The organism is Izhakiella australiensis, assembly GCF_002006995.1.
GTDB lineage: Bacteria > Pseudomonadota > Gammaproteobacteria > Enterobacterales > Enterobacteriaceae > Izhakiella > Izhakiella australiensis.
Genome location: NZ_MRUL01000001.1, coordinates 485,528 through 507,663, shown reverse-complemented (window position 1 = coordinate 507,663; position 22,136 = coordinate 485,528). Strand labels below are relative to the sequence as shown.

Sequence of the window (22,136 nt, the reverse complement as noted above, 5' to 3'; positions counted from 1 at the left end):
GGCTTAAACTCCAGCGGCAGGGGCGATTTTGCACGCGCTCCAGCCGTGGATTAATAACGACTGAAAAAAGCGCAGCGGCGGGGTAAAGCCGCTGCGCGCAATCAGCGCCTCGGTATGCTCCGGCGCCAGCAGCAGCAGGCGCTCAGCCAGCTGCGCTTTCATCTCCGCCGGGTCGCGTGTTCCCTGGCCGGCCACTTCATGCATGCGCGCCCAGATAGCCATATGCTCATCAAACGCCGGACTGTCAATCTCGCCGGCGATTTCAGCAACCACCAGCCGGCCACCGGTGCGCAGCTGGCTGGCCATCTGGTCATACAGGCCATAACGTTCAGCATCAAGAATAAAATGCGCCACCAGCAGGCACAGAGCCGCGTCAAAATCGCCGCTGACCGGTAGCCGATCGAGGCGCCCCTCAACCAGCTGGCAGCGTGAACTGATGCCCGCCTTTTCCAGCTTTTCAGCGCAAACCGCCAGCATATCCGGCGAAGGGTCGACGCCGGTAAAGCGCCATTCAGGATGACGCTGCGCCAGACGCAGGATCTCGGTGCCGGTTCCCACGCCTACGCATAAAATGTTGGCCTGCTGCGGAAGATCGTTCAGCAGCAGCGAAATCAACAGATGCAAATTGTCACCAATCTCCCCCAGACGACCGTTATAGGCATCGTAATTGCGGGAAAATTCGCTGTTAAAAATGTCGTTAGTGTTGTTTATCATCCGGGTTACTCGCTATGCAGGTGGTTTCAGCGGGGTAGTGGTGATGGAAATCGCGCGAGAGCTGAGCCAGCGTCACCCGTTCTAGCCTGGCCAGCAGCAGCGCTTCAGCCTGACGACTGGCATCATCCAGCGCGCGATTAACCGCCTGCTCCACCAGGCAGCCCGGTGACTCGCTGCGATTGCCGAGCGCGATAAGCGCCGGTTCGCCCACCGCCCGCCAGACGTCGGCAAGAGTGAGCTGATTCAGATCGCAGGTGAGGTGCCAGCCGCCGCCGTGGCCCTTTTCAGAATGGACGTAGCCGCGCTCGCGCAGACCAGCCATAACCCGGCGGATAACCACCGGATTGGTATGCATCAGCAGCGCCAGCTTTTCCGAAGTGACCGGATGTTGATATTCCGCCATGTGCAGCAGTACGTGCAAAATGCCGGAGAGTTTGCTGTCTCTTTTCATATAACTAACAATATTACATGAGATGAGCCGATGCAAGCCACAGCAAGAGATTGATGACAGAAAGGCAAATCCCGTCGCGCACACGCGCCGACGGGAAGTAAAGGCTGGCGGCTTTATCAACGACCGTTGCCAGCCTGGCAAACGGTTTTATCAACGCCAGATAGCGCTCAGATTTTCTGATTGCGTCCCGCGAGAGCAGCAAACAGCATCTGCAATACCACGCTCAGCAGCAGAACCACCAGCGCCGGTTGCCAGGCGTGATAAAGGGTGTGAATAACGCCAAAAGCCAGCGGCCCGACGGAGGCGGTAATATAGCCGACGCACTGCGCCATACCGGAAAGCATTGCGGCCTGGTGATGATCATGAGTGCGCAGGCCGAACAGCGACAGGCTGATCAGCAGCGAACTGCCGTTGCCAAGGCCGGTTATCAGCATCCACAGCAGCGCCAGATGGGGCATTAACAGCAGCCCGGCGATACCGATGAAAATCGCCAGCGTCGCGCAAAACGCCAGCAGGCGCTGATCGGTGGATTTTTTCAGCAAGGAAACGCCAAGTAAGTTAACGAAGATCGCCACTATCTGATAGCAAAACAGCAGCCCGCCCGCTTCGTTAGCGCTATAGCCCTGGCTGATAGCGTAAGGGGTAAACCAGCCAAGCAGGGTATAAAAACTCAGGCTTTGCAGCGCCATAAACAGCGAGACCTGCCAGCCGAGCGCGCTGCGCCACGGGCTGCGCAGCTTGCTGGCTGCCGCATCCGGGAGATGTTTTGCGACAGATTGCGGCGGGCTGACAGGCTCTGACCGGGGCAGCCCTTTTATGCGACGCCCCCAAAGGGCGACGGCCAGCATCGCCGGCAAGACCCAGATACCAAGTGCAAACTGCCAGGAGCCGCTTAGTTCGGCAAGTGGATTGGCAATGCCCGACGCCAGGCTGGCGGTGACTGACATCACGGTAACATACAGTCCGATAATTCCGGCGGGGTTATGGCTGAAATCACGCCGGGCAAGCGGCGGCAGCAGTACGTTTGCCAGCGCAATACCGGAGGGCATCAACAGCGTTCCCAGCCACAGGCCCCACTGCTGACCAATGGAGCGCACCAGGGTTCCCAGCGCCACCAGCACTACGGCGATGAACAGCGCTCGCTCCAGGCCGAACCGGCGGCCGATAATGGGGGCAACCGGCGCCAGCAGGCCAAAGGCCAATAGCGGCAGGGCATTGAGCCAGCCAGCCGATACGGCGCTGAGATGAAAGGTTTGTATTATCTGATCCAGCAGTGGACCCACGCTGGTAATAGGCGCCCGTAAGTTCGCACCCAGTAAAATAATTGCGCTGATAGCCAGCGTTTTAGAAACGGCAGAATGAGACGATTTAGTCATTTCACGCGCACCTTATCATGGACGACTTTGTCATGGTAAATGGCGTTGATTAACGTTAACGCGTACGCGAAAAAAGCGGCTTTTTTCGTCTGCCGCGCATTGTAGGCAAAAAGCTAAGCTGCTGCAAAGTATTGGTTAAAACTCTCAGCCAGCCGGATTCTGTGATTCGTTGTCGATTGGTTCATTAAGCAGCCTTGCCAGACGGTGCTGGCAACACTATTATGCCCGCGCTTTATCAAACACTTACTGAGGAGTCCACGCTTGGACAATCACCCCGGCGGATTACGCCAGGTTAATCCGTAAGTCAGCTTATGCCGCCGGCCGCTGACTTACTTAAGTCGGCGCAGCAGGCGCGTTTCTGTTGTTCCCCTTCTGCCCTTATCTGACGATAACAGGCATAACCTGTATGTAATCCCTCATGACCTGCGGAATATCTGCCGCTTATTGAGGTGTCACATGGACTGGAAAGTCTTTTTTCTACGCGCGCTTGTCGCGCTGCTGCTCGGTGCGCTTATCGGCGCGGAGCGGCAATTTCGCCAGCGGCTCACCGGACTGCGCACCAATGCGCTGGTCTGCACTGGCGCCTGCCTGTTTGTTGTTATGACCCAATGCGTACAGGGTCTCGACGCCACGCGCGTGGCCGCTTACGTCGTCTCAGGCACCGGTTTTCTCGGCGGCGGCGTCATTATGCGTGACGGCATGAATGTTCGTGGGCTGAACACCGCCGCGACGCTGTGGTGTACCGCCGCCATCGGCGTACTTTGCAGCATGGGGCTAATCTTACAGGCCGCCCTTGGCTGCATGATTATTCTGAGCGCCAATATCCTGCTGCGCGAAATTACGCTGCGTGTTAACGGTCAGCAGGGACTGGCGGCCAGCGAGGCTGCCCAGCTTTATCACCTGCATCTCACCTGCCTTGCTGAAGAAGAGGTGCAGATGCGCAGTCTGATCCTGGAAGGGCTGAAAAGCGGCCGTCTGCAGTTGCAGGGGCTGGAAAGCGAAGACCTGCCGCAGGCCGGAAAAATGCGAGTGCAGGCGGATATGCTGGGACTGCCCGGCGCTGCCGCCCACGTGGAAAAACTGGTAAGCCGCCTCAGCCGTGAAAGAGGGGTTAGCGCGATCCGCTGGCAGCTGGGCGAGATGGCGATGGCATAACCCACGGCCATCTTCGAAAGAGGGCTGCGGGCAACGGAGCAAGCTAACTCCGACCAGATGCCATCAGCGTTTCCCCCTATCGCGCGCGGGTATCGCCACCGGACGATTTGTCACAACCCGCACCGCAGAACTAAGAGGCATCGCAGCGGGCGCCCAGCTCAGCGCCGCCGGGCGCTCTGGCACCGAGTCGGATCAGTATGCCACGAGCTGGATATCGCCCTATCGACGTATTACCGGCATCAGCAACATAGACGGTTCCCGGAAAACCTAGCCAGCGGGAACGCCGTATCCTCATCAATGGAAACGACGTTCGTGCTTGATGCGCTGGGGCAGGCGTTGTGGGCCAGATGCCCCACGGGCATGGCATTTTCAGCCCCTTCCGGTCTGACGCATCAGCGCCAGGCCGGCGGCATAATATCCGCCAGCATCTCAGGAAACTTCGAGTTAATATGTTCCGTCATCGCTCCGGATAACACCGCGCTGCAGGTAAACGCTCCGTTCAGGCCCAGCAACCGCCTTTCCCAGTCTTTAAACACCCCCGGGGCAAGCAGGGACGCGTCCAGCGTATACGCTTTATTCATCAGTGCATACGCATAGTTTCTCAGCAGCTGAGGCGAATCATGTTCTGTACCAAAAATGGCACTGGAGGAATATCGGGTAAACACGGCGGCCAGGCAAAGCAGCGTCCGGCTTTTGTCTTTGTCGCCGGCATCCCCTAAACCGTATACACGGATGACCTCATCATAGTGCGCGTCGTTCAGGCAACAGCGACCGTCTTCTGCCGGAAACCTGAGTTTGGGGGTGAATATGTCGCTCAGACTACGCTGGGAATCGGTATCGACCAGCTTTGTCGTCAAGGTTCGCTTACCGGTGGCCGCGACAAACGCCTCATGCAGACTCCCCAGGTTCAGTGCCTTAAGTAACAAGCCGAATCGCGCTTTTTTATGCGCGTACTGATAGCTGTCCTGGAATAACGGGAAGTCTCTGGCAAAGAGCTCACCGAGTGCGGGAAGTTCGCCCTCCGTCAGGCAATGTTCCGGACCCCGGTACAAATAAAATTTATCCCACGTGGAGTCCAGCCCCGGGCTCAGCATGTTTTTCAGCGAAGTCTGCGACAGTAACATGGCGCCGCCCGTCCCGGAACGTGAATCCTGTCCGGAGGCGACTATAATATAATTAATCGCATCCTCATCTTGCCAGTCCGGTTTCTGGCTGAAATCGCCAAAAAACGACGTCCCGCAATAGGGTTTTATCTGGTCGAGCGCTAGATATGTTTCATAAAGCGTGGTGGCCTTTGCTTTAATCGCCGGGCTGCTGCTTTCCGACATTCCAAGGGCAATAACTTGAATAAACGCCCCGTTGTGGCTGAGCATCATTTCCGGCTTCTGAGCGAACAGATTAACGGACTGATTAAGCACACCCTCATTACTGGGGAGAGGCAGTCTGTTATATGGCTGCAAGTATTTTTCACAGACCGTATTCATCCATCCATTAATCTCTGCGTCGTGGCTATAGGGCGATTTTGAGAGGACATCCATTAGCGGGAGAGCGACTGCGTACGGGTCGGCCCGCGCATTTCGCAGCGATCTTACAAGTTCACGGGCCATGTGTAATTTTAAACTAGCGTGCCGCTCAGCAATACTGTCCATTCTGGTCAGCCAGCTGCCGCCAGTGGTGTTGTTGATATGATTGAGATTTACGTCTAAATTAACGTCATTCCATTGAGGAAAATGCAGCAACGTCCCTTCGCAATGGAGATTATCCGGGTCAATGCTGAGTAATTGTGCCCAGTCCAGACGGGTTCCCTGTAGACGGGCTCCACTCAGACACGCCCTTTCCAGAGTTGCCTTTCTCAGGTCGGTACCCTCCAGGTTAGCGCCTTTCAGGCTTGCTCCGCTCAGGTCTGGCTCAATAGTTGATAAATCATTTGAATCTCTCAGGTTGTGCAGTTTTACCCCTTTCAGGTTCGCCTGTTCCAGGTTTGCTCCTCTCAAAAATGCCCCGCTCAGGTTTGCGGCGCTCAGATTTGCCCCGTTCAGGTCTGCTCCTCTCAGGTCTCCGCCTCTCAGATCTACGCCGCTCAGGTCTGCTCCTCTCAGGTCTGCTCCTGCCAGACGTATCCCCTTCGGGGGGTTGAACCCGTCCAAGTACCGTTTCAGGTTTGCTCCTCTCAGGTTTGCCCCTTTAAGGTTTGCTCTGTTTAGCTCCGCACCGCTCAGGTTTGCTCCGCCCAGGTTGGCCCCACTCAGGTCTGCCTGTTCCAGGTCTGCTACGCCAAGGTTTGCTCCTGTCAGGTTGGCCCCACTCAGGTTTACTCCTCTCAGGTGTGCCCTTTTCAGATTTGCTCTTTTCAGGTTTGCCCCTTCCAGCGCAGCCCCTTCCAGATGTGTCTGTTTCAGATTTACCCCTTTTAGATTTATCCCTCCCGGTGCAAACCCGTTTCCGCTAAAGTTGCATTTTTCGGTTAAAACTGCGGAGGTCGGAGGTAACCCTTCTCTGTCGCGTAACAACAGGCATTTACAAATATGGTGGAATGAGTTACGCGGCACCTTGCACCACATATTTTCTCCGTTTTTGCTGACTTCAATGGTCACGTTCTCGCCTCCATCAGAATAAGACTGATTTTTAGCGGGTTGAGTGAATATGACTGTAGCGTTAAAACAATCAACAACCATCCTCTCTGGCAGAGTGAAGGTGCGCGTGCCTACGCCCTGCCGTATAAGCTCTGCCGTCATTGCCTCTGCAAATGCATCACAGCCTCTGCTTTTCTCTCTCTGAACCCAACCACAGGTGAAGAAATTGACAATATGCTGCAGAATACCCCGTGGACGTGTGGTTTCATCTCGCGCCTGTAGAGGTAGCATCCCCTGCACAGAATTGCGCAATCCTCAGCATCCCGGCAGCATCAGTAGAGCTAACTGGTGGCATTTTTTCCCTTAATTTCCGGTTTTTGTTGAACAAATCAGACCCGGCCGTCCGGAGGTCTCCTGACAGGTTATCGTGATGTGAGATGTGATTAACCCGCCTCCGTCAATCCGGCGAATGGCCATTAATGGCTGCCATTAAATTTATCCGACTCACGGCGGAAGGATGAAAATATGTAGTCACTGACGCTTTTTTTCTACAATAAAATGCTCGGGTAACGTCATAAATATCATTACCGCACTCGATCTCGCGCGCAGTGATTCTGCTTTCATACGCAAAGATTGGCTCTGTCGCTTTAAGTCGTTTCGCCGGTATAAGCGTGCCGTGGGGCGCCACTGGCAAATGGATGAAACGTACATTAAAGTCAAGGGGACAGTGAAAATATCTGCACCGTGCTGTTGATACAGCGGGATAGACCATCGACTTTCTGCTGACGGCAAAAAGGGATTCTGCAGCCGCCCTGCGTTTCTTCCGCAAGCCCACCCGCTGCAGGTCTGGCTACTCTATCCTTTTGCCAGCTACTATCCGGCGCGCCTGCGCAAGTTTCTTGATCTGATGCGTGAGATGATGCCGCAAATCACCGGTATGCGCGCCCTGTCAGTAACAGAAAAGCCAGCCGGCGACGCAAAGCGCACGGAATGAGCAGTCGCCGGGCTTGAAGCGCAAATCTAACCCGGCCATAATTCCGCCTGTAAATGATAATCAGTTTCATCTTAACAGGATTGCCGCTATGTCAGATTCCCCGATTTTAACTCCGCTGCCGCAGCGGGTACGTAACGAACTGGCCTTCCGCCGGATTACGGTGAAAGACAAGGTCCAGCTGGCATCATCTTTCTATCGTCTGACCTTTAGCGGCGACGCGCTGGCCGGTTTCAGTTCCCGTGGCTTCGACGACCATATAAAGCTTTTTTTCCCCGATGCCCAGAGCGGCGTGCTGCTGATGCCGACCGTCAGCGATGGCGGCGTCGTCTGGCCGGAGGGGCCACGCCCGGCGATGCGCGATTACACGCCGCTGACTTTTGATGCGCAAAACAACCTGCTCACCCTCGATTTTTATATCCACGCGCATGGCGTTGCCAGCGACTGGGCGGCAGCGGCGCAGCCCGGCGATACCCTGGTGATTGGCGGGCCTCGCGGTTCTCTGGTGGTTCCCACCGGCTACAGCAAACAGATTTATGTTTGCGATGAAACCGGCCTGCCCGCGATGCAGCGCCGCCTGCACGATCTGGCGGCCAGCCCGGCCAGCCGCCAACTGAGCCTGTATGCCTTTACCGATGCCGCCGTTGGCGAAGCTTACCTGGAAACCGAGCTGCCGTTAGCGCGCCACTGGCTTGGCAGCGGCGCGATGCACGGCGCGGCGCTGGAGAAGCTGCTGACCGTCCTGCAGGCACAGGCGCCAGGCGAAGATTACTTTATCTGGATGACTGGTGAAGGCGCGGCGGTGAAAATGCTGGCGGATGCCCTGTTGGCGACCACGCCGATCGAAAAAGATCGCCTGCGCGCCGTGGCTTACTGGCATGCCAAAACGGCTGCCGCCAGCTGAACGTGCCAGCATCTGCCCGTTAAGGAACTTTCAAAGTCTGGCTGTAATGACGCGGAGAAATCGCGCCGCCCTGAACCCGGCGGCGCATAGCCTCAGGCTGCGCGCAGTCAGGCGATGCGAAACACCGATATCGCCTGCTTCAGCGCATTCACCTGCGATTGCTGCTGCTGGGCAACCTGCAATGTCTGCGCAACGTGTTCCACGTTATCCTGTACGCTGTGATCGATACTGGCAATGCTGTCTTTCATCTGGCTGATGCTGCTGCTCTGCTGTTCGCTCATCTGTGAAAGCTCGTCCACCAGCTGCGCCAGCGCATCAATACGATTCATTACCTCATACATTGTCTGACCGGCGTCCTCCACCTGACGCTGACCGCTCTGGGTGCTTTCCGTCGCAGCGTTAATCAGCTGGCGGATATCTTCCGACGCCTTTTCACAGCGCTGAGCCAGGGTACGCACCTCCGTCGCGACAACGGCAAAACCCCGACCGTGAACGCCGGCGCGTGACGCCTCCACCGAGGCATTCAGCGCCAGAATATTGGTCTGAAATGCGATGCCATCAATCAGTTCCAGCACGCTACCCACCCGCCGGGAGTCGTCGCCGACGCGATCCATTAACTGCTTCGCCGCATCAATGTTTTCCCTGCCGTGCGCCGCAACGCTGCGGGCGCTGCTCGCCAGCTCGCTGGCCGCCTGCGCCTTATCGCTGGTGTGGCTGGCAGCGCTATTCATCTGCGCCATCGCGCTGGCAACGTCAGCAAGGGCGCGCGCCTGCTCATCAGTGCGTCGGGACAGCGCGGAGTTGCGCTGCAAAATACTCTCGGCCTCGCTCAGCAAAGAAATAACGCTTTGATTAACCTGATTAAGCGTGCCGTGCATGGTACCTAAGGTCGAACTGAATGTGCGGGCGAAGGGGGTTTTGCTGGCCGCATTATCGGCCACCAGCGTCAAATGACCCGGCTCGCGATTAATCCAGCCGGCCAGCTGAGCGACCTCGCTGGCAGCCCGTGCGTCAGCTGCCATATACCTGGCGATCCACAGCAGCATAACGGTTTGTACCACAACAAACAGCGCGTGGAAAAACACCATGTGCCAGCCGCTGTGGACAAAAACCACCACGCCAAACAGGTCGTTTTGTTGCAGATAATTGAACAATACGTGATGCAGCGCGGCGGTAGCCGCTCCCGCCAGAATCGGCAGGTAATCGCGGTAAGCCAGCAGTGCGGAAAGCAGCACAAAAACCGAGAAGTGGTATTCAGTTTCACCGTCGCCCAGCTGAATCAACAGCCCGGCAAAGCCAATCAGCACCACGGCAAAACCGGCCCGGCTGACGGCGCTCCCCCAGAACAGGTAGCGCAGGGCGCAGGCCAGCGCAGTCAGCGCGCCGCCCGCAATCAGCGCCAGCTCAAACTTATCTGTCAGCCAGCCTGTCAGCATGACGGTAAACCACAGCGCACAGCAGATGGAAAGCATCAGGCGGTCAGCCTGCTGCCAGATACGGATCAAGGAAGTTTCTGCGTCTGAATTATTTTTTCTATGGATCAGTACATTGCCAAGCATCGCGACTCTTCTTGGGGCGAAAACAAAACTACCGGCGTTAGCCGTGATTACCTTAGCGTAATTTGCCAGGGGGCCTGCCGTGCGGGATTTTATAGTAGTAATTTTAACCGGTTAGCCGAACGTAAAGATAAGAACAGCGTACGGCTATGGATAGGAATCGCGGCGGCCTGCGTTGCCAGTTAATGAGGAAAATTGCCGATAACAGCAGAGTGACTCGCTAGGTGTGACCGTGATGCAGCGCCTCAGCCCGATCGGCCATCTGCATCTGCGTTTCGGAGGACGAGTCAGGCAGGAAGATATAATCCAGGATATGGCGTACGACCGGCCCGGCCACCACGCCGTCATCGCCGCCGTTTTCAAGTATCAGCGCCATCGCGATGGTCGGATGCTTATAAGGCGCGAAGGCGGTATAAAGAATATGATCGCGCAGGCGCAGCGGGATCGTTTTGGCGTTATAAACCTGGTTTTGTTTCAGGCTGAAGACCTGCGCCGTGCCGCTTTTAGCCGCGATGCCGTAAGGCGCGCTGTGGAAGTATTTGTAGCCGGTGCCGTTTGGCGCGTTCGCCATACCAAACATCGCCTTGCGGATCAGCGCCCAGTAAGGCGAACTGGCTGACGCTATCTGGCCTACGCGCGTCGGCGATTTGTAATAGCTGGTCTTTTTACCGAGCTTTGCCGCGTACAGCAGGTGCGGCGTCATCACCCGGCCATTATTCAGCAGTGTCACCAGCGCTTTTACCATCTGGATCGGCGTGGCGGTCCAGTATCCTTGCCCGATACCCACTGAAATCGTGTCGCCCTGATACCAGGACTGGTGGTGCGCCCGCATCTTCCAGGCGCGCGAGGGCAGCAGGCCGGGGTATTCCTCGTGCAGATCGATGCCGCTCAGACGGCCATAGCCAAACTGCGACAGCATCGAGTGGATGCGGTCAATACCCATTTCGAACGCCACCTGGTAGAAAAAGGTATCGGCGGACTCTTCAATCGCTTTGGTCACATCCAGCAGGCCATGCCCGCTTTTTTTCCAGTCACGGTAGCGGCGATTGGTTCCCGGCAGCGTCCAGGTCGGGCCGCCAAAAAAGATGGTTTGTGGTGAAATCACTTTATCCAGCAGCGCTGACATCGCCATATAGGGTTTTACCGTTGAGGCTGGCGGATAAAGCCCCTGGGTAACCCGGTTGATCAACGGCAGATCCTTATTGGTCAGCAGCTGGCGATAGGCCTTAAAGCTGATGCCCTTAACAAAGGGATTGGGATCGTAGCCGGGGCAGGAGACCATCGCCAGCACCGAGGCATCGCTGGGATTTTCAATCAGCACGGCGGCACGCTGGCCTTTCAGCTGGCTCTCGACATACAGCTGGAGGGGTAAATCGAGGGTGAGGTAGATATTTTTCCCCGCAACCGGCGGCACCTCTTTCAGCACCCTCACTATCCGGCCGTGGTTATCGACCTCCACCTCCTGATAGCCCGTTTTACCGTGCAACAGCGATTCATAGTAGCCTTCGATCCCCTGCTTGCCGATATTATGATCCGCCAGGTAGTTTTCCAGCTCGCCGGCTTTTTTCAGACGTCGGTAATCGGTGTCATTAATCCGCGAGACGTATCCCAGCACGTGCACCAGCGCCGCGCCGTATGGATATTCACGCTGGTAATAGCTTTCAATATTTACCCCGTCAAATTTGAACTGATTAACCGCAAACCGTGCCATTTCAACGCTGCTAAGTTCACTTTTCAGCACAACTTCCCGGTAGTGGCTGCTGCGTTTGAGGGTATGCCAGAACGTTTTTATATCCTCAGGGGTGAGGTAGATCACCGGCGTCAGCGCGCTTATCAGCGCTTTCATATTATGGATTTTGTAGGGCATGACGGTGAGATCGAACATCTTGATATTCTTTACCAGCGGGATGCCATTGCGGTCATAAATAATGCCGCGCGTCGGCGCCAGCGGGATCATCTTGATGTCGTTCTGATTGGAACGCGTCTGGTAATAATGATAATCGTCAATTTGCAGATGCCAGAGAGTGATCGTCAGAACCACAAAACCGATTAACACCAGGCTGAATGCGACCAGCGTGCGGCGAATAAACAGTTTTTCTTGTTGTTCAAAATCGGGCAGATTCATCAGTGGGGCAATTCAGGGCAAAACAGTCGGTCATGATAAGGTTTGAGGTCGGCAGCGCCAGTCAAAAAATGCGAGCAGACGGCGAAAAGTGTAATATTTATTAACCACAGTAATAGTCAGGCGGATTGTCTTTCACACAGCCAGAAGCCCAGATCGCGCACCGGATCGCTGATGGTAATGCCTTCGATTTTATTAGCCAGCATGGTCGCAGCCTCCTGCCCCAGCAGCCAGCGGTCGATCGCCACCGTGGTTATCGCGGGCAGATGGCAGGCGGCAAAATCAAGATCGCCAAACCCCATTACCGCCAGCTGCTGCGGCACGGCAATGCCCTGAGACTGCGCTTCAAGGATCGCCCCCTGCGCCAGCGTATCCGAACTGCAAATTATCGCATCCAGCTCAGGGTTGCCGGCCAGCAGTGCCTGCATGCCTTCCCGCCCCAGACGCATGGTTGCCGGCAGCCCGACCGACGCTTCGACAAACCGGCACTCATTGTGCTGCTGCAAAATATCGATGACCCCCTGCTTACGCAGCAGAGCGCGCTGGTCGCTGGTCCACAGTAAACCAAAGCGGCGATGGCCTTTACTCAGTAAAAAACGGGCACTGAGGTTACCTGCTTTCTCATGGGAAAAACCGACCAGCATATCTATCGGCGTCGGGGTAAGATCCCATATCTCCACTACCGGCAGCGCCGCGTTAATCAGACGCTTTTTCAGCGCCGGCGCATGATGAATGCCGGTAAGCACGATGCCGTCCGGCTTGCGCGATAGCAGCGTGGCAACCAACGCGGCTTCGCTGTCACTGCCGTAGCCGCCAACGCAAAGCAGCATGTGGTAACCGCGCTGCGCCAGGGTATCGCTGATCGCCTGGATGGTATCGACAAACATATTGTTATTGATTTGCGGCACCACAACAGCGATGAGTTTGCTGCGCCGCGAGGCCAGACCGCCAGCCAGCATGTTAGGAATATAGCCCGTTTTCTCCACCGCCAGCATCACCCGCGCCACCGTGGCCGGACGAACAATTGCCGGGTTGTTCAACGCGCGACTGACGGTCATCGGTGATAACCCCGCTTCACGGGCGACATCTTCCAGGGTCGGCGCCGCAGAGCGCTCAGACCTTAGTTTTTCCCTTTTCATCTACTCCCCCTCGCCACGGTGACCGTTGCATTATCCGGCAATGTGGCCGCCATTACCAGCAAACCAATAGCGGTGCATATAAAATGTTATCGCAATCAGTCCATTATGCTAATCGGGATTAATAACGCTAAATTTTGTGATCTTAGTAGATTTAAAGCGGAAAAAGATGGTTGATAATCCAACAATATAAAATGTTAGCGCAAACATTTAACTCACAGAGGAGCACCCTAATGATATCCAGTGGAAATTCCGACGCCGTGACTTACGCGCAATCCGCCGGCGGCAGTAGCGCTGCTGAAAGCGGTGACCGCATTGAATGGGTAAACATCTCACTGGCATTTCTACCGCTGGCCACGCCGGTAAGCGATGCGAAGGTTCTTACCGGCCGACAAAAGCCGCTGACCGAAGTGGCAATAATTTTCGCCGAGATCCGCACCCGCGACGGATTTGAAGGGGTCGGATTCAGCTATTCCAAACGCGCCGGCGGCCAGGGTATTTATGCTCACGCCGTGGAGATCGCCGATAATCTGCTGGGTGAAGATCCTAACGATATTCAGAAAATTTACAGCAAACTACTTTGGGCCGGCGCGTCCGTTGGGCGCAGCGGCATGGCGGTACAGGCAATTTCGCCTGTCGACATCGCGCTGTGGGATATGAAAGCCCGCCGGGCCGGCTTACCGCTGGCGAAGCTGTTAGGCGCCCAGCGCGATTCTGTGCGTTGCTACAATACTTCCGGCGGCTTTCTGCATACGCCGCTGGAGCAGGTAATAAAGAACGTTGCGATTTCCCGTGAAAGCGGCATCGGCGGTATCAAACTAAAAGTGGGCCACCCGGATAGCCAGCAGGATCTACGCCGCCTGACTGCGGTACGCAAAGAGCTGGGCGATGACTTTCCGCTGATGGTGGACGCCAACCAGCAGTGGGATCGGGAAACGGCCATTCGCATAGGCCGTAAACTGGAAAGCTTTAACCTGATCTGGATCGAGGAGCCGCTCGATGCTTATGACGTTGAAGGCCACGCCGCGCTGGCTGACGCGCTGGATACCCCTATCGCCACCGGCGAGATGCTCACCAGCTTCCGCGAACATGAGCAGCTGATCCTGGGTAACGCCAGCGATTTTGTTCAGCCGGATGCACCGCGCGTCGGCGGCATCACCCCCTTCCTGCAAATTATGGATCTGGCGGCGCGCCACGGCAGGAAGCTGGCTCCGCACTTTGCCATGGAGATCCATCTGCACCTGGCTGCGGCTTATCCTTCCGAACCCTGGCTTGAGCATTTTGAGTGGCTTAATCCGTTGTTCGACGAGCAGCTTGAACTGCGCGAGGGTCGTATGCTGATCTCCGCGCGCCACGGTCTGGGAATTACTATCAGTGAACAGGCGCGCCGCTGGACGGTTTTACAGCAGAGTTTCGGTAAACGCCCCTAATCTGAGCAGCCAGCTGCTGTGGCTGATTTTTCTGCCCGCCGCGCCAGCAGAAAAGTCCTCTGGCTATGCCGATGCGCGGCAAGCACCCCTGGCATTACCCGCCTCGCCGTGGCAAAACCCGCAGAAGCGACTGCGGGTTTCACTGGCGAAGACTTATTTGGCGTAAGCTTCGGTTGAAATACGAATTTCAACCTCATCGCTAACTGCCGGCACGTACTGATCGAGTTTAAAATCAGCGCGCTTAATGGTGGTTGTGGCATCAAAACCAATGGCCTGCTTTTTCACCATCGGGTGCATTCCCTGCTTATTCAGCACGGCATGCAGCACAGCCGGTTTGGTAATGCCTTTAATCGTCAGGTTGCCAGCCACGTCGAATTTGTTATCCCCGGTTGCCGTCACTTTGCTGCTGTGAAAAACCGCCGTCGGGTATTTTTTCACGTCAAAGTATTTAGCACCAAGAAACTCTTTGGTCAGCGCGGGCACCCGGGTATCGATGGTTTTAAGCGGCAGGCTGACGTCTACTTTTGACTGCGAAGGGTCGGCCTGGTCAAAAACAATGTTGCCCGATGCCTCGCTAATGGAAGCCGTCGGGTGAGAGAAACCAAAGTGCGTCCAGGAGACGATAACGGAGGTATGGCCCGGATCTATGGTATAACGCTCCCCCGCTGCTGCCGCTACCTGCGAATAAATACCCAGCCCGATAACCAAGGGTAAATATAGCTTTTTCATTACTGACATTCGTCTGACCTTTTATTCAGGAATGGAGTTTCGATTGTGCAGAATTTAACGCCAGCAGGTTATTAAAAGCTTTTGCTTATAACGTTCAAATATTTTAAGTAATAACCTGAATTAACTATTTTTTCTGCGCAGTTTGCTCTGCAATTGCCTGAAATTATCCGCGGGGCGCGAAATACGTTGGGGCAACAGACTTCAGCCCGCGCTGGTTACGCGGGCTGAAGCTGAGGTATTACCGGTTTTAACCCTGGAAAGGCACTAATCAACCACGCCGGGATAGAGAGCAATCAGCCGGCGCGTGACCCCGTTTGTCCAGCCAAAACCATCCTGCAAGGGGTATTCGCCGCCGCCACCCGCTTTAACTTCACTACCGACGATATTGTATTTTTCTACCAGCTTGGCATGTTGGCGATAAAAATCATGCACCGTCGTCAGCCAGCGTCGCGCCAGCTCGGCGCCCATCACCTCTTCGCCATAGGCATTTAATCCCTGGATCGCCATCCACTGCAGCGGCGCCCAAGCATTGGGGCTGTCCCACTGCTGGCCGGAATTGTGCAGTGAAGTAACCAGACCGCCTGCGCTCAGTAGATCTTTCTCCAGCGCCCGGGCAACGAAGGTTCCCTGCACCGGGCTTGCCAGCCCGACGAATAGCGGAACCACTACCGCTGCGGTATACGCGGCCAGCCGCTGACGATGCCAGTCATAATCGCGATAAATGTTGGCATTGTAATCCCACAGGTAGCGGTCAATGGCCCGGCGGCGGCGCACGGCGTACTGGTTAAAGCGCGCCGAGGTGGTTTCATCGCCGGCATTAGCCGAAATACTGGCTATCATGCACTCCAGCTTATATAACAATGCATTAAGGTCGATCGGCAAAAACTGGGTCGTGCGAATGCTCGCCAGCCGCTGAGGATCGCGCAGCCAGCGCGACGAATAATCCCAGCCGGAAGCGGCGCCGGCTCGCAGGTCGCGATAGACTTCGCTGGCAGGGCGCGATGACTCGCGGGCCGTTTCCACGTCCTCCGCGTAGGACTCGTCACGCGGCGTGTCCCGATCGTCCCAGTAGCGATTGAGCAGCGAACCGTCCGGCAGTTTCACTACGTGGCGATAAGCCTGCTGCGGCTCCAGCGTGGCGGCGCCATCCATCCAGTAATCGTGCTCTTTGATCAGCTGGCTCAGATAGCGTTTAGAACCGCGAATGCCGTCCTCCTCAAACAGTTCGACCATCAGCGCGAACACCGGAGGCTGCGAACGGCTGAGATAATAGGTGCGATTGCCGTTGGGAATATGACCGTAGTTATCGATAAGCCAGGCGAAGTTGTCCGCCATATTGCGCAGCAGATCTTCGCGCCCGCTTTCAGCCAGTCCCAGCATGCTGAAGTAGGAATCCCAATAATAGGTCTCGCCGAAGCGCCCGCCGGGAACAACATAGGATTTTGGCAGCGGCAGCAGCGAAGAAAACGGCGACTGACCGCGTGGCTCCTTGGTAAGGACCGGCCACAGGTCATCAATATGCTGCGCAAGGGTTTTACCCGGATCGGAGACGTAGTCGCTCTTTTCGACAGGGGTATATTCAAAGTTGTCTGCGACAAACTGTTTTAAGTTGAACCCATGCGTATAGCGCAGGCGTCGATAGTCATCGAGGATCTGCTGGGGATCTTTTAACGGCGCGCAATCGGCAAAGGTTTTGCTATCGGCAAAAACGCGTTCGAGCTGAACCGACTCAAACAACTCAAGATATCTGTCCGCTGGCGTTAAAATGTCAGGAACGGGCATACCCCGGATCACCTCCGGCTGGGGTTCAACCTCAGCCGGATCCGCCGGAATAACTTCCCAATCTTTGTTGAACAGGTTCTTCTCTTCGTCACTACCAGGATAGATGTTATCGATATCTTTGCGTTGAATATTGATAATAATCTCCTCCTTCTACGTCGTGAACCTGATGTGATGTCTATTTTACGAAGTCAGGTCTCTTATTATAGGGGAAGGCGTCAGGGATTCAAAATCAACGCAATGTAAAGGAAATCAAAGATATACTGCTGTGGTTTATTCTCAGTTATTAACCAACACATTTTGTCATACTATTAACGCGCCATTTCAGAAAAATCCGTGCGTAATAAAATTAAAATTTCAAAGATGCACTTCAAATATCACTACGCTAATGCGCTGTTATCGCTAAATAAAATAGAAAACCTGCCATCAACGCTAAAACAGTCTGGGACAACACTGGCCAAAACAGGATAATTCAAAAACGTAGCGTTGCGCTTTACAAAAGCGCCGTTTGGACCAGCCGCGCTAGCGTGCTGCTGTCGCGGAAGCTGAGACCTCACGTCGCCGCCAGCGGCGGATTCTGAACAGGTGGATAAAGGTGATGCTAAACATACTTTCTCCGGCGATAAATGCGATGACAGATGTAATTGATAGCCTATTGCGCAGAGAAAAAAATCGATGTGCGCCACATTTGTCCTATTTTTTAACACCATAGCATCGCGCAATCCGATCCCGATCTCACTTTTACAGCGAAGTGGGTGATGCGTCGCTAAAGAATGTTTATCGCTAACCACGGCGATAATTAACCCGCACTGCCTTTAAACGTCACCGCAGATGAATATTAAACGGCGCCACAACGGCCAGGAATTATTAACGATTACTCCGTCATTCGCCCCGCGCAAGTTTAACCCTGGTTTATTTTCGTAATGATACTATCGCCACGCCTTATGTTACGGGTAATGCTGACAATGAGAATTAATTGCTTACCCTGTCTCGTAATTTCATGATTATTATGGCGGATTAATTGTGTCATCAATCCAAACAACCAATAACATTTATGGCGCGAAGCCACTAAACGGCTGGTCACTATTTTTTAATCTGGCGCAGGGTAACATCACGCCTGGAAAATACTGGCTGGGAAAAACCTATCGCAGAAAATTTGTTATTCGTTCTCTTTGCATGCCATTTCACACTTATCGCTATCTTTCTGAGATGGCGAAAAATCCCCTGTTCAACCAGATAATCAAGGCGCAACCGGGTCTGCCTTGCCGCCTGCAGCGCCCATGGATGGCGCTGGGCATCGGCCTGGGTCAAAAGCAAAGCAGCATAAACAATCACTACCTTCAGTTCTGCCATGCCTTGCCGCGCAACCTTATTGACGGTTATTTTTCCGATCGCGGTGCCGTACTGGCAAAAATAACCGGCAAAGATCAGAAAGAATTCAGCGTAAAATTACGTGCTGAAGATTTTCTCGGTAAAGAGGGCGAAGCAACCCTCCAGTTTTGCGATGAGCAAAATACCACGCTGGCGCTGCTGACGTTTACGCTTGTCAGATACAATAATAAGCAGGCTATATTTATTGGCGGATTACAGGGCGCGCGGAATCACACGCCTCATGAAAGTATCCATTCGGCGACCAAATCCTGTCACGGTTTATTTCCAAAACGTCTGCTGACAGAGGCCGTAATTAATCTGGCGCAACAACTCTCTGCTGAGCAGGTCATCGCCGTCAGTAACCGCAACCATATTTATGCTTCATGGCGCTACCGGACAAAGAAAAAAGATAAGCTGCTGGCAGATTATGATGAGTTCTGGCAATCGCTAGGCGCCGTGCAGGATGTTAAAGGCAACTTCATCTTTCCGCTGCAAATGCCGAGAAAGGCGATTGAAGATATTGCCAGCAAAAAGCGCGCGGAATACCGTCGGCGCTATGAGCTGCTGGACCAGATAAGCGCGCAGATAACCCAGCGCTGTCAGCTACCCGGCTGACAAAGCACAGCAGCCAACTGCTTCCGGAATGGTTTCCGGGCCAGCACCGGCTGCATGGCTGATACAGCGGCCTGAACCGTCCACCTGACAAACAAAACCCCGGAAATCCGGGGTTTTGGCTTGATGGCAAGCGTAATGCTTAACGTTTATCACTGTGATGAACGTCTTTCTGCTCAGCTGTCGATGATTCCTTACGGATATCTTTTACCTGATCGGCAGTGACGGCTTTCGCCTGATTGCCCCAGCTGCTGCGCACGAAGGTAAGCAGATCGGCCACCTGCTGATCGTTAAGGCGCCAGCCGAAGTCCGGCATCGCCATACCGCTCTTAGCTTCTTTGGTCACCGCCGTTTTGCCGCCTTTCAGCACAATGCTGATCAGTGATGACGGATCATCGCTCAGCAGCGCACTGTTATGGGCCAGCGCCGGGAAGGCGTTGGTGTAGCCTTTACCATCAGTGCGATGGCAGGCAGCACAGTTGTCCATATATTCCTGCGCGCCGGGCTTGCTCATATCACCTTTAATCAACGCTGCCGTGGTGTCGTCTTGCTCAGCAGGCGCTTTAGCCTCAGGATTCGACGCTTTCAGCGACTTCAGATAAACCGCCATCGCTTTCAGGTCGGCATCGTTGAGGTGCTGGGTACTGTGCTCAATAACGTCAGTCATAGAGCCAAACGCCATAGTGGTATCGGTACGTCCGGTTTTCAGGAAATTTTCGATGTCTTGCTGCTTCCAGCGCCCCAAACCATCTTTCGCGTTGCCGGTCAGATCGGGCGCATGCCAACCTTCAAGCGTCCCTCCGGTCAGAAAAGCACTGTCGCTTTGGTCCAGCGCTTTTTCCTCAAAGGCAATACCGCGCGGCGTATGGCAGGTACCGCAGTGCTCCAGGCCCTGAACCAGATAGGCGCCGCGATTCCACTCGGCGCTCTGGCTGCTGTCTGGCTGGAAGACCTTTTCATCATGAAATACCCTATTCCACACCGCCAGCGGCCAGCGCATGCTCATCGGCCAGGGAATATCACTGTCGCGGTTAGCCTGTTTAACCGGCTGCACCTGCTGCATAAAGAAATCGTACAGCGCGTGCATATCCTCATCATTAATTTTGGCAAATGAGGTATAAGGCATCGCCGGGTAGAGATGATGGCCATCTTTCGCCACGCCTTCACGCAGCGCTTTGGCGAAGTCGTCATAGCTGTAATCGCCAATGCCCGTCTCTTTATCCGGGGTGATATTGGTACTGTATATCGCGCCGACCGGGGTCGACATTTTCAGGCCGCCAGCAAACGGCTTGCCGTCTGCGGCGGTATGACAAGCAACGCAGTCGCCGGCCGTTGCCAGATACTGCCCCTTACTGACCGCTTCGCTGCCGTCAGCGGCGTAAGCGCCGAGCGGAAACAGCGCCAGCGACAACAGGGGGATGATTCCTTTTAAACGCATAGTCATTGTCGTCTCTACCCTGTTATGCCTGGACCAGCGGTCCGGGGTTAGCCAGATACTGCGTGCGAATCGCGTGCGCAGAAAACAGCGCAGTGGCGCAAACGATACCCGTTGGGTTATAGGCCAGGTTCTGCGGAAAACAGCAAGCGCCCAGCACAAACAGGTTTGGCACATCCCAGCTCTGCAGGTATTTATTCACCACGCTGTCTTTCGGGTTGTCACCCATCACCGCGCCGCCGGTGGTGTGGGTTGACTGGTAGGGACGCACGTCATAATGGGCTTTCATGCTCTTGAAACCCATCTCATAAGATTTTGGCCCGATGCGTTTAACAATTTCTTCCGCTTTGCTGCCAATGAAATTAGTCATTTTCAGCTCGTTTTCCTGCCAGTCAAAAGTCATACGCAGCAGCGGCTGGCCGAAAACATCTTTGTAGGTCGGGTCGAGATCGAGATAGCACTGCTTATAAGGCATCACCGAACCGGAAGAGCCGACGCCCATCGAATGCAGGTAGTTATCTTTGATCGATGCTTTCCAGCCTGAACCCCACTTCGGCGCCTTGCCGGGCAGAGTCATCTGCTGAATAGGACGGCCGCCGGTGGTGGTGGCAGAAATGGTTGCGCCGCCGATAAAGCCCAGTTTGGCATGATCAAAATTTTCCGCGTTGAACTCGTCAATGTACATCCCGGTAGTACCGGTGGCGGCAAACGGATTGAAATAGGTGTCTTTATCAAAGAACAGCTTAATACCGCCGGTCATCTGATAGGCATAGTTACGCCCGACCACGCCTTCTCCGGTTGTCGGATCGTAAGGCTTACCGATTTTCGACAGCAGCAGCAGACGCACGTTATGCAGCTGGAAGGCGCTCAAAACCACGAGGTTGGCCGGCTGCTCAACTTCCTGGCCGTTAGCATCAATATAGGTTACGCCGGTGGCTTTCTTACCGGTTGAATCAGTATTCACGCGTAGAACATGCGACTGCGGGCGCAGCTCGAAATTTTTATAGGAACGCAGCGCAGGCAGCACGTTCGCGTTAGGAGAGGCTTTCGAGTAGTTAAAACAGCCGTAGCGTTCACAGAAGCCGCAGTAGTTACAGACGCCAAGGTCTACGCCGTACGGGTTAGTATAAGGTTCAGAACAGTTTGCCGCCGGCACAGGGAACGGGTTGTACCCCAGTTCTTTGGCCGCCTTGCTAAATAACATGCCGGAATACTGCTGCTTAAGCGCCTTCGTCGGATAAGGATTTTTACGCGGCGCTTCAAACGGGTTGCCGCCTTCGTGCTTATCGCCGTTAACGTTGCCGGCCTGGCCTGCGGTTCCGCATATTTTTTCGAACTTATCGAAAAACGGCTCCATCTCCTCATAGCTGAAGGGATAGTCCTGCACGGTCATATCTTTGGGAATAAAATCCGCGCCGTATTTTTCGATAACGGTGCTGCGCATTTTGATATCCGCTTCCAGCGGGCGCCACAGCATGCCGTTCCAGTGAACCCCGGCGCCGCCGACGCCGTCGCCGGGCAGGAAAGAACCGAAGCGACGATAAGGCAGCGCGGTTTCGCCGCTGGTATGACGCACGGTCACCGTTTCTTTCGAAGCGTTCTGGAATAGCTTCAGACGAATGCCGTAAGTCAGTTCGTCAATGATGCGCGGATAAGCAAAGTCAGGATAAGTATCACGCGCTTCGCCGCGCTCCAGCGCCAGAATGTTCAGGCCGGTGTCTGCCAGCTCCATCGCCATCAGCGCGCCGGTCCAGCCAAAGCCGACGATCACTACGTCGACCGGATCTTTTTTAATTGCCACG

15 protein-coding genes and 2 pseudogenes are annotated in these 22,136 nt (G+C 54.9%); 6 read left to right on the top strand and 11 right to left on the bottom strand.

Features of this window, described 5'->3' with window-relative positions; translation table 11 throughout:
- Window positions 1-3 precede the first annotated feature (3 nt).
- The 3 genes from BTJ39_RS02245 to BTJ39_RS02235 form a co-directional block, all read right to left on the bottom strand.
- Window positions 4-714, bottom strand: coding sequence for a class I SAM-dependent methyltransferase (locus tag BTJ39_RS02245; RefSeq protein WP_078001025.1), 711 nt, complete (start codon window positions 712-714; stop codon window positions 4-6).
- A complete protein-coding gene (locus BTJ39_RS02240) occupies window positions 698-1,165 on the bottom strand; it encodes an Rrf2 family transcriptional regulator (RefSeq protein WP_078001024.1) in 468 nt (155 codons plus the stop codon). The genes BTJ39_RS02245 and BTJ39_RS02240 overlap by 17 nt, the downstream gene beginning before the upstream one ends.
- Window positions 1,166-1,332: 167 nt before the next feature.
- Window positions 1,333-2,541 carry a CynX/NimT family MFS transporter gene (locus BTJ39_RS02235; RefSeq protein WP_078001023.1) on the bottom strand — a complete coding sequence of 403 codons (1,209 nt, stop codon included), beginning with the start codon at window positions 2,539-2,541 and terminating at the stop codon, window positions 1,333-1,335.
- A gap of 456 nt (window positions 2,542-2,997) precedes the next feature.
- On the opposite strand from BTJ39_RS02235, the gene BTJ39_RS02230 reads away from it, so the two are divergent.
- A complete protein-coding gene (locus BTJ39_RS02230; RefSeq protein ID WP_078001022.1) occupies window positions 2,998-3,696 on the top strand; it encodes an MgtC/SapB family protein in 699 nt (232 codons plus the stop codon).
- Between the two features lie 392 nt (window positions 3,697-4,088).
- On the opposite strand, the gene BTJ39_RS02225 is transcribed toward BTJ39_RS02230, so the two are convergent.
- Entirely contained in the window at window positions 4,089-6,560 is a 2,472-nt protein-coding gene (locus tag BTJ39_RS02225; RefSeq protein ID WP_078001021.1) for a pentapeptide repeat-containing protein, read from the bottom strand.
- Between the two features lie 358 nt (window positions 6,561-6,918).
- On the opposite strand from BTJ39_RS02225, the pseudogene BTJ39_RS02220 reads away from it, so the two are divergent.
- From BTJ39_RS02220 to BTJ39_RS02215, 3 genes and pseudogenes are all read left to right on the top strand, one after another.
- Window positions 6,919-7,108 (top strand): annotated as a pseudogene (locus tag BTJ39_RS02220) (DDE-type integrase/transposase/recombinase); the annotation flags it as partial.
- Window positions 7,096-7,263: pseudogene (locus BTJ39_RS25340) on the top strand (LysR family transcriptional regulator); the annotation flags it as partial. The pseudogenes BTJ39_RS02220 and BTJ39_RS25340, both read left to right, overlap by 13 nt.
- A gap of 88 nt (window positions 7,264-7,351) precedes the next feature.
- Window positions 7,352-8,164: a siderophore-interacting protein gene (locus tag BTJ39_RS02215; RefSeq protein ID WP_078001020.1), complete on the top strand. Its 813-nt coding sequence runs from the start codon at window positions 7,352-7,354 to the stop codon at window positions 8,162-8,164.
- A gap of 107 nt (window positions 8,165-8,271) precedes the next feature.
- On the opposite strand, the gene BTJ39_RS02210 is transcribed toward BTJ39_RS02215, so the two are convergent.
- From BTJ39_RS02210 to BTJ39_RS02195, 3 genes are all read right to left on the bottom strand, one after another.
- Window positions 8,272-9,723, bottom strand: coding sequence for a methyl-accepting chemotaxis protein (locus BTJ39_RS02210; RefSeq protein ID WP_078001019.1), 1,452 nt, complete (start codon window positions 9,721-9,723; stop codon window positions 8,272-8,274).
- Window positions 9,724-9,940: 217 nt separating this feature from the next.
- Window positions 9,941-11,845 carry a penicillin-binding protein 2 gene (gene mrdA, locus BTJ39_RS02200; protein ID WP_078001017.1) on the bottom strand — a complete coding sequence of 635 codons (1,905 nt, stop codon included), beginning with the start codon at window positions 11,843-11,845 and terminating at the stop codon, window positions 9,941-9,943.
- Window positions 11,846-11,961: 116 nt separating this feature from the next.
- Complete coding sequence (locus BTJ39_RS02195; RefSeq protein ID WP_078001016.1) at window positions 11,962-12,981, bottom strand: LacI family DNA-binding transcriptional regulator; 1,020 nt, start codon at window positions 12,979-12,981, stop codon at window positions 11,962-11,964.
- A 230-nt stretch (window positions 12,982-13,211) separates the two neighbouring features.
- On the opposite strand from BTJ39_RS02195, the gene BTJ39_RS02190 reads away from it, so the two are divergent.
- Complete coding sequence (locus tag BTJ39_RS02190; RefSeq protein WP_078001015.1) at window positions 13,212-14,408, top strand: L-talarate/galactarate dehydratase; 1,197 nt, start codon at window positions 13,212-13,214, stop codon at window positions 14,406-14,408.
- 153 nt (window positions 14,409-14,561) lie between these two features.
- Here the strand turns inward: BTJ39_RS02190 and BTJ39_RS02185 are convergent, their stop codons facing one another.
- Together BTJ39_RS02185 and treF are read right to left on the bottom strand one after the other, a co-directional pair.
- Window positions 14,562-15,146, bottom strand: a complete 585-nt coding sequence (locus BTJ39_RS02185; RefSeq protein WP_078001014.1) for a YceI family protein — start codon at window positions 15,144-15,146, stop codon at window positions 14,562-14,564.
- Window positions 15,147-15,401: 255 nt separating this feature from the next.
- Window positions 15,402-16,994: an alpha,alpha-trehalase TreF gene (treF, locus tag BTJ39_RS02180; protein WP_277869760.1), complete on the bottom strand. Its 1,593-nt coding sequence runs from the start codon at window positions 16,992-16,994 to the stop codon at window positions 15,402-15,404.
- 945 nt (window positions 16,995-17,939) lie between these two features.
- Here treF and BTJ39_RS02175 point away from each other — a divergent pair.
- On the top strand, window positions 17,940-18,902 hold the full coding sequence (locus BTJ39_RS02175; RefSeq protein ID WP_078001012.1) for a VirK/YbjX family protein: 963 nt from the start codon (window positions 17,940-17,942) through the stop codon (window positions 18,900-18,902).
- A 139-nt stretch (window positions 18,903-19,041) separates the two neighbouring features.
- Here the strand turns inward: BTJ39_RS02175 and BTJ39_RS02170 are convergent, their stop codons facing one another.
- Both BTJ39_RS02170 and BTJ39_RS02165 read right to left on the bottom strand, forming a co-directional pair.
- Window positions 19,042-20,343 (bottom strand): c-type cytochrome, encoded by a 1,302-nt coding sequence (locus BTJ39_RS02170; protein ID WP_078001011.1) that lies wholly within the window; start codon window positions 20,341-20,343, stop codon window positions 19,042-19,044.
- Window positions 20,344-20,359: 16 nt separating this feature from the next.
- Window positions 20,360-22,135, bottom strand: coding sequence for a GMC family oxidoreductase (locus BTJ39_RS02165; protein ID WP_422385994.1), 1,776 nt, complete (start codon window positions 22,133-22,135; stop codon window positions 20,360-20,362).
- Between the last annotated feature and the right edge of the window lies 1 nt (window position 22,136).

What these genes read in the sequence shown, in the direction of transcription:
- mrdA (WP_078001017.1), bottom strand. Translation starts at nt 11,845, where the DNA reads ATGAATCTGCCCGATTTTGAACAACAAGAAAAACTGTTTATTCGCCGC.
- BTJ39_RS02210 (WP_078001019.1), bottom strand. Translation starts at nt 9,723, where the DNA reads ATGCTTGGCAATGTACTGATCCATAGAAAAAATAATTCAGACGCAGAA.
- BTJ39_RS02230 (WP_078001022.1), top strand. Translation starts at nt 2,998, where the DNA reads ATGGACTGGAAAGTCTTTTTTCTACGCGCGCTTGTCGCGCTGCTGCTC.
- BTJ39_RS02195 (WP_078001016.1), bottom strand. Translation starts at nt 12,981, where the DNA reads ATGAAAAGGGAAAAACTAAGGTCTGAGCGCTCTGCGGCGCCGACCCTG.
- BTJ39_RS02215 (WP_078001020.1), top strand. Translation starts at nt 7,352, where the DNA reads ATGTCAGATTCCCCGATTTTAACTCCGCTGCCGCAGCGGGTACGTAAC.
- BTJ39_RS02245 (WP_078001025.1), bottom strand. Translation starts at nt 714, where the DNA reads ATGATAAACAACACTAACGACATTTTTAACAGCGAATTTTCCCGCAAT.
- BTJ39_RS02225 (WP_078001021.1), bottom strand. Translation starts at nt 6,560, where the DNA reads ATGCTACCTCTACAGGCGCGAGATGAAACCACACGTCCACGGGGTATT.
- BTJ39_RS02190 (WP_078001015.1), top strand. Translation starts at nt 13,212, where the DNA reads ATGATATCCAGTGGAAATTCCGACGCCGTGACTTACGCGCAATCCGCC.
- BTJ39_RS02235 (WP_078001023.1), bottom strand. Translation starts at nt 2,541, where the DNA reads ATGACTAAATCGTCTCATTCTGCCGTTTCTAAAACGCTGGCTATCAGC.
- BTJ39_RS02170 (WP_078001011.1), bottom strand. Translation starts at nt 20,343, where the DNA reads ATGACTATGCGTTTAAAAGGAATCATCCCCCTGTTGTCGCTGGCGCTG.
- BTJ39_RS02240 (WP_078001024.1), bottom strand. Translation starts at nt 1,165, where the DNA reads ATGAAAAGAGACAGCAAACTCTCCGGCATTTTGCACGTACTGCTGCAC.
- BTJ39_RS02185 (WP_078001014.1), bottom strand. Translation starts at nt 15,146, where the DNA reads ATGTCAGTAATGAAAAAGCTATATTTACCCTTGGTTATCGGGCTGGGT.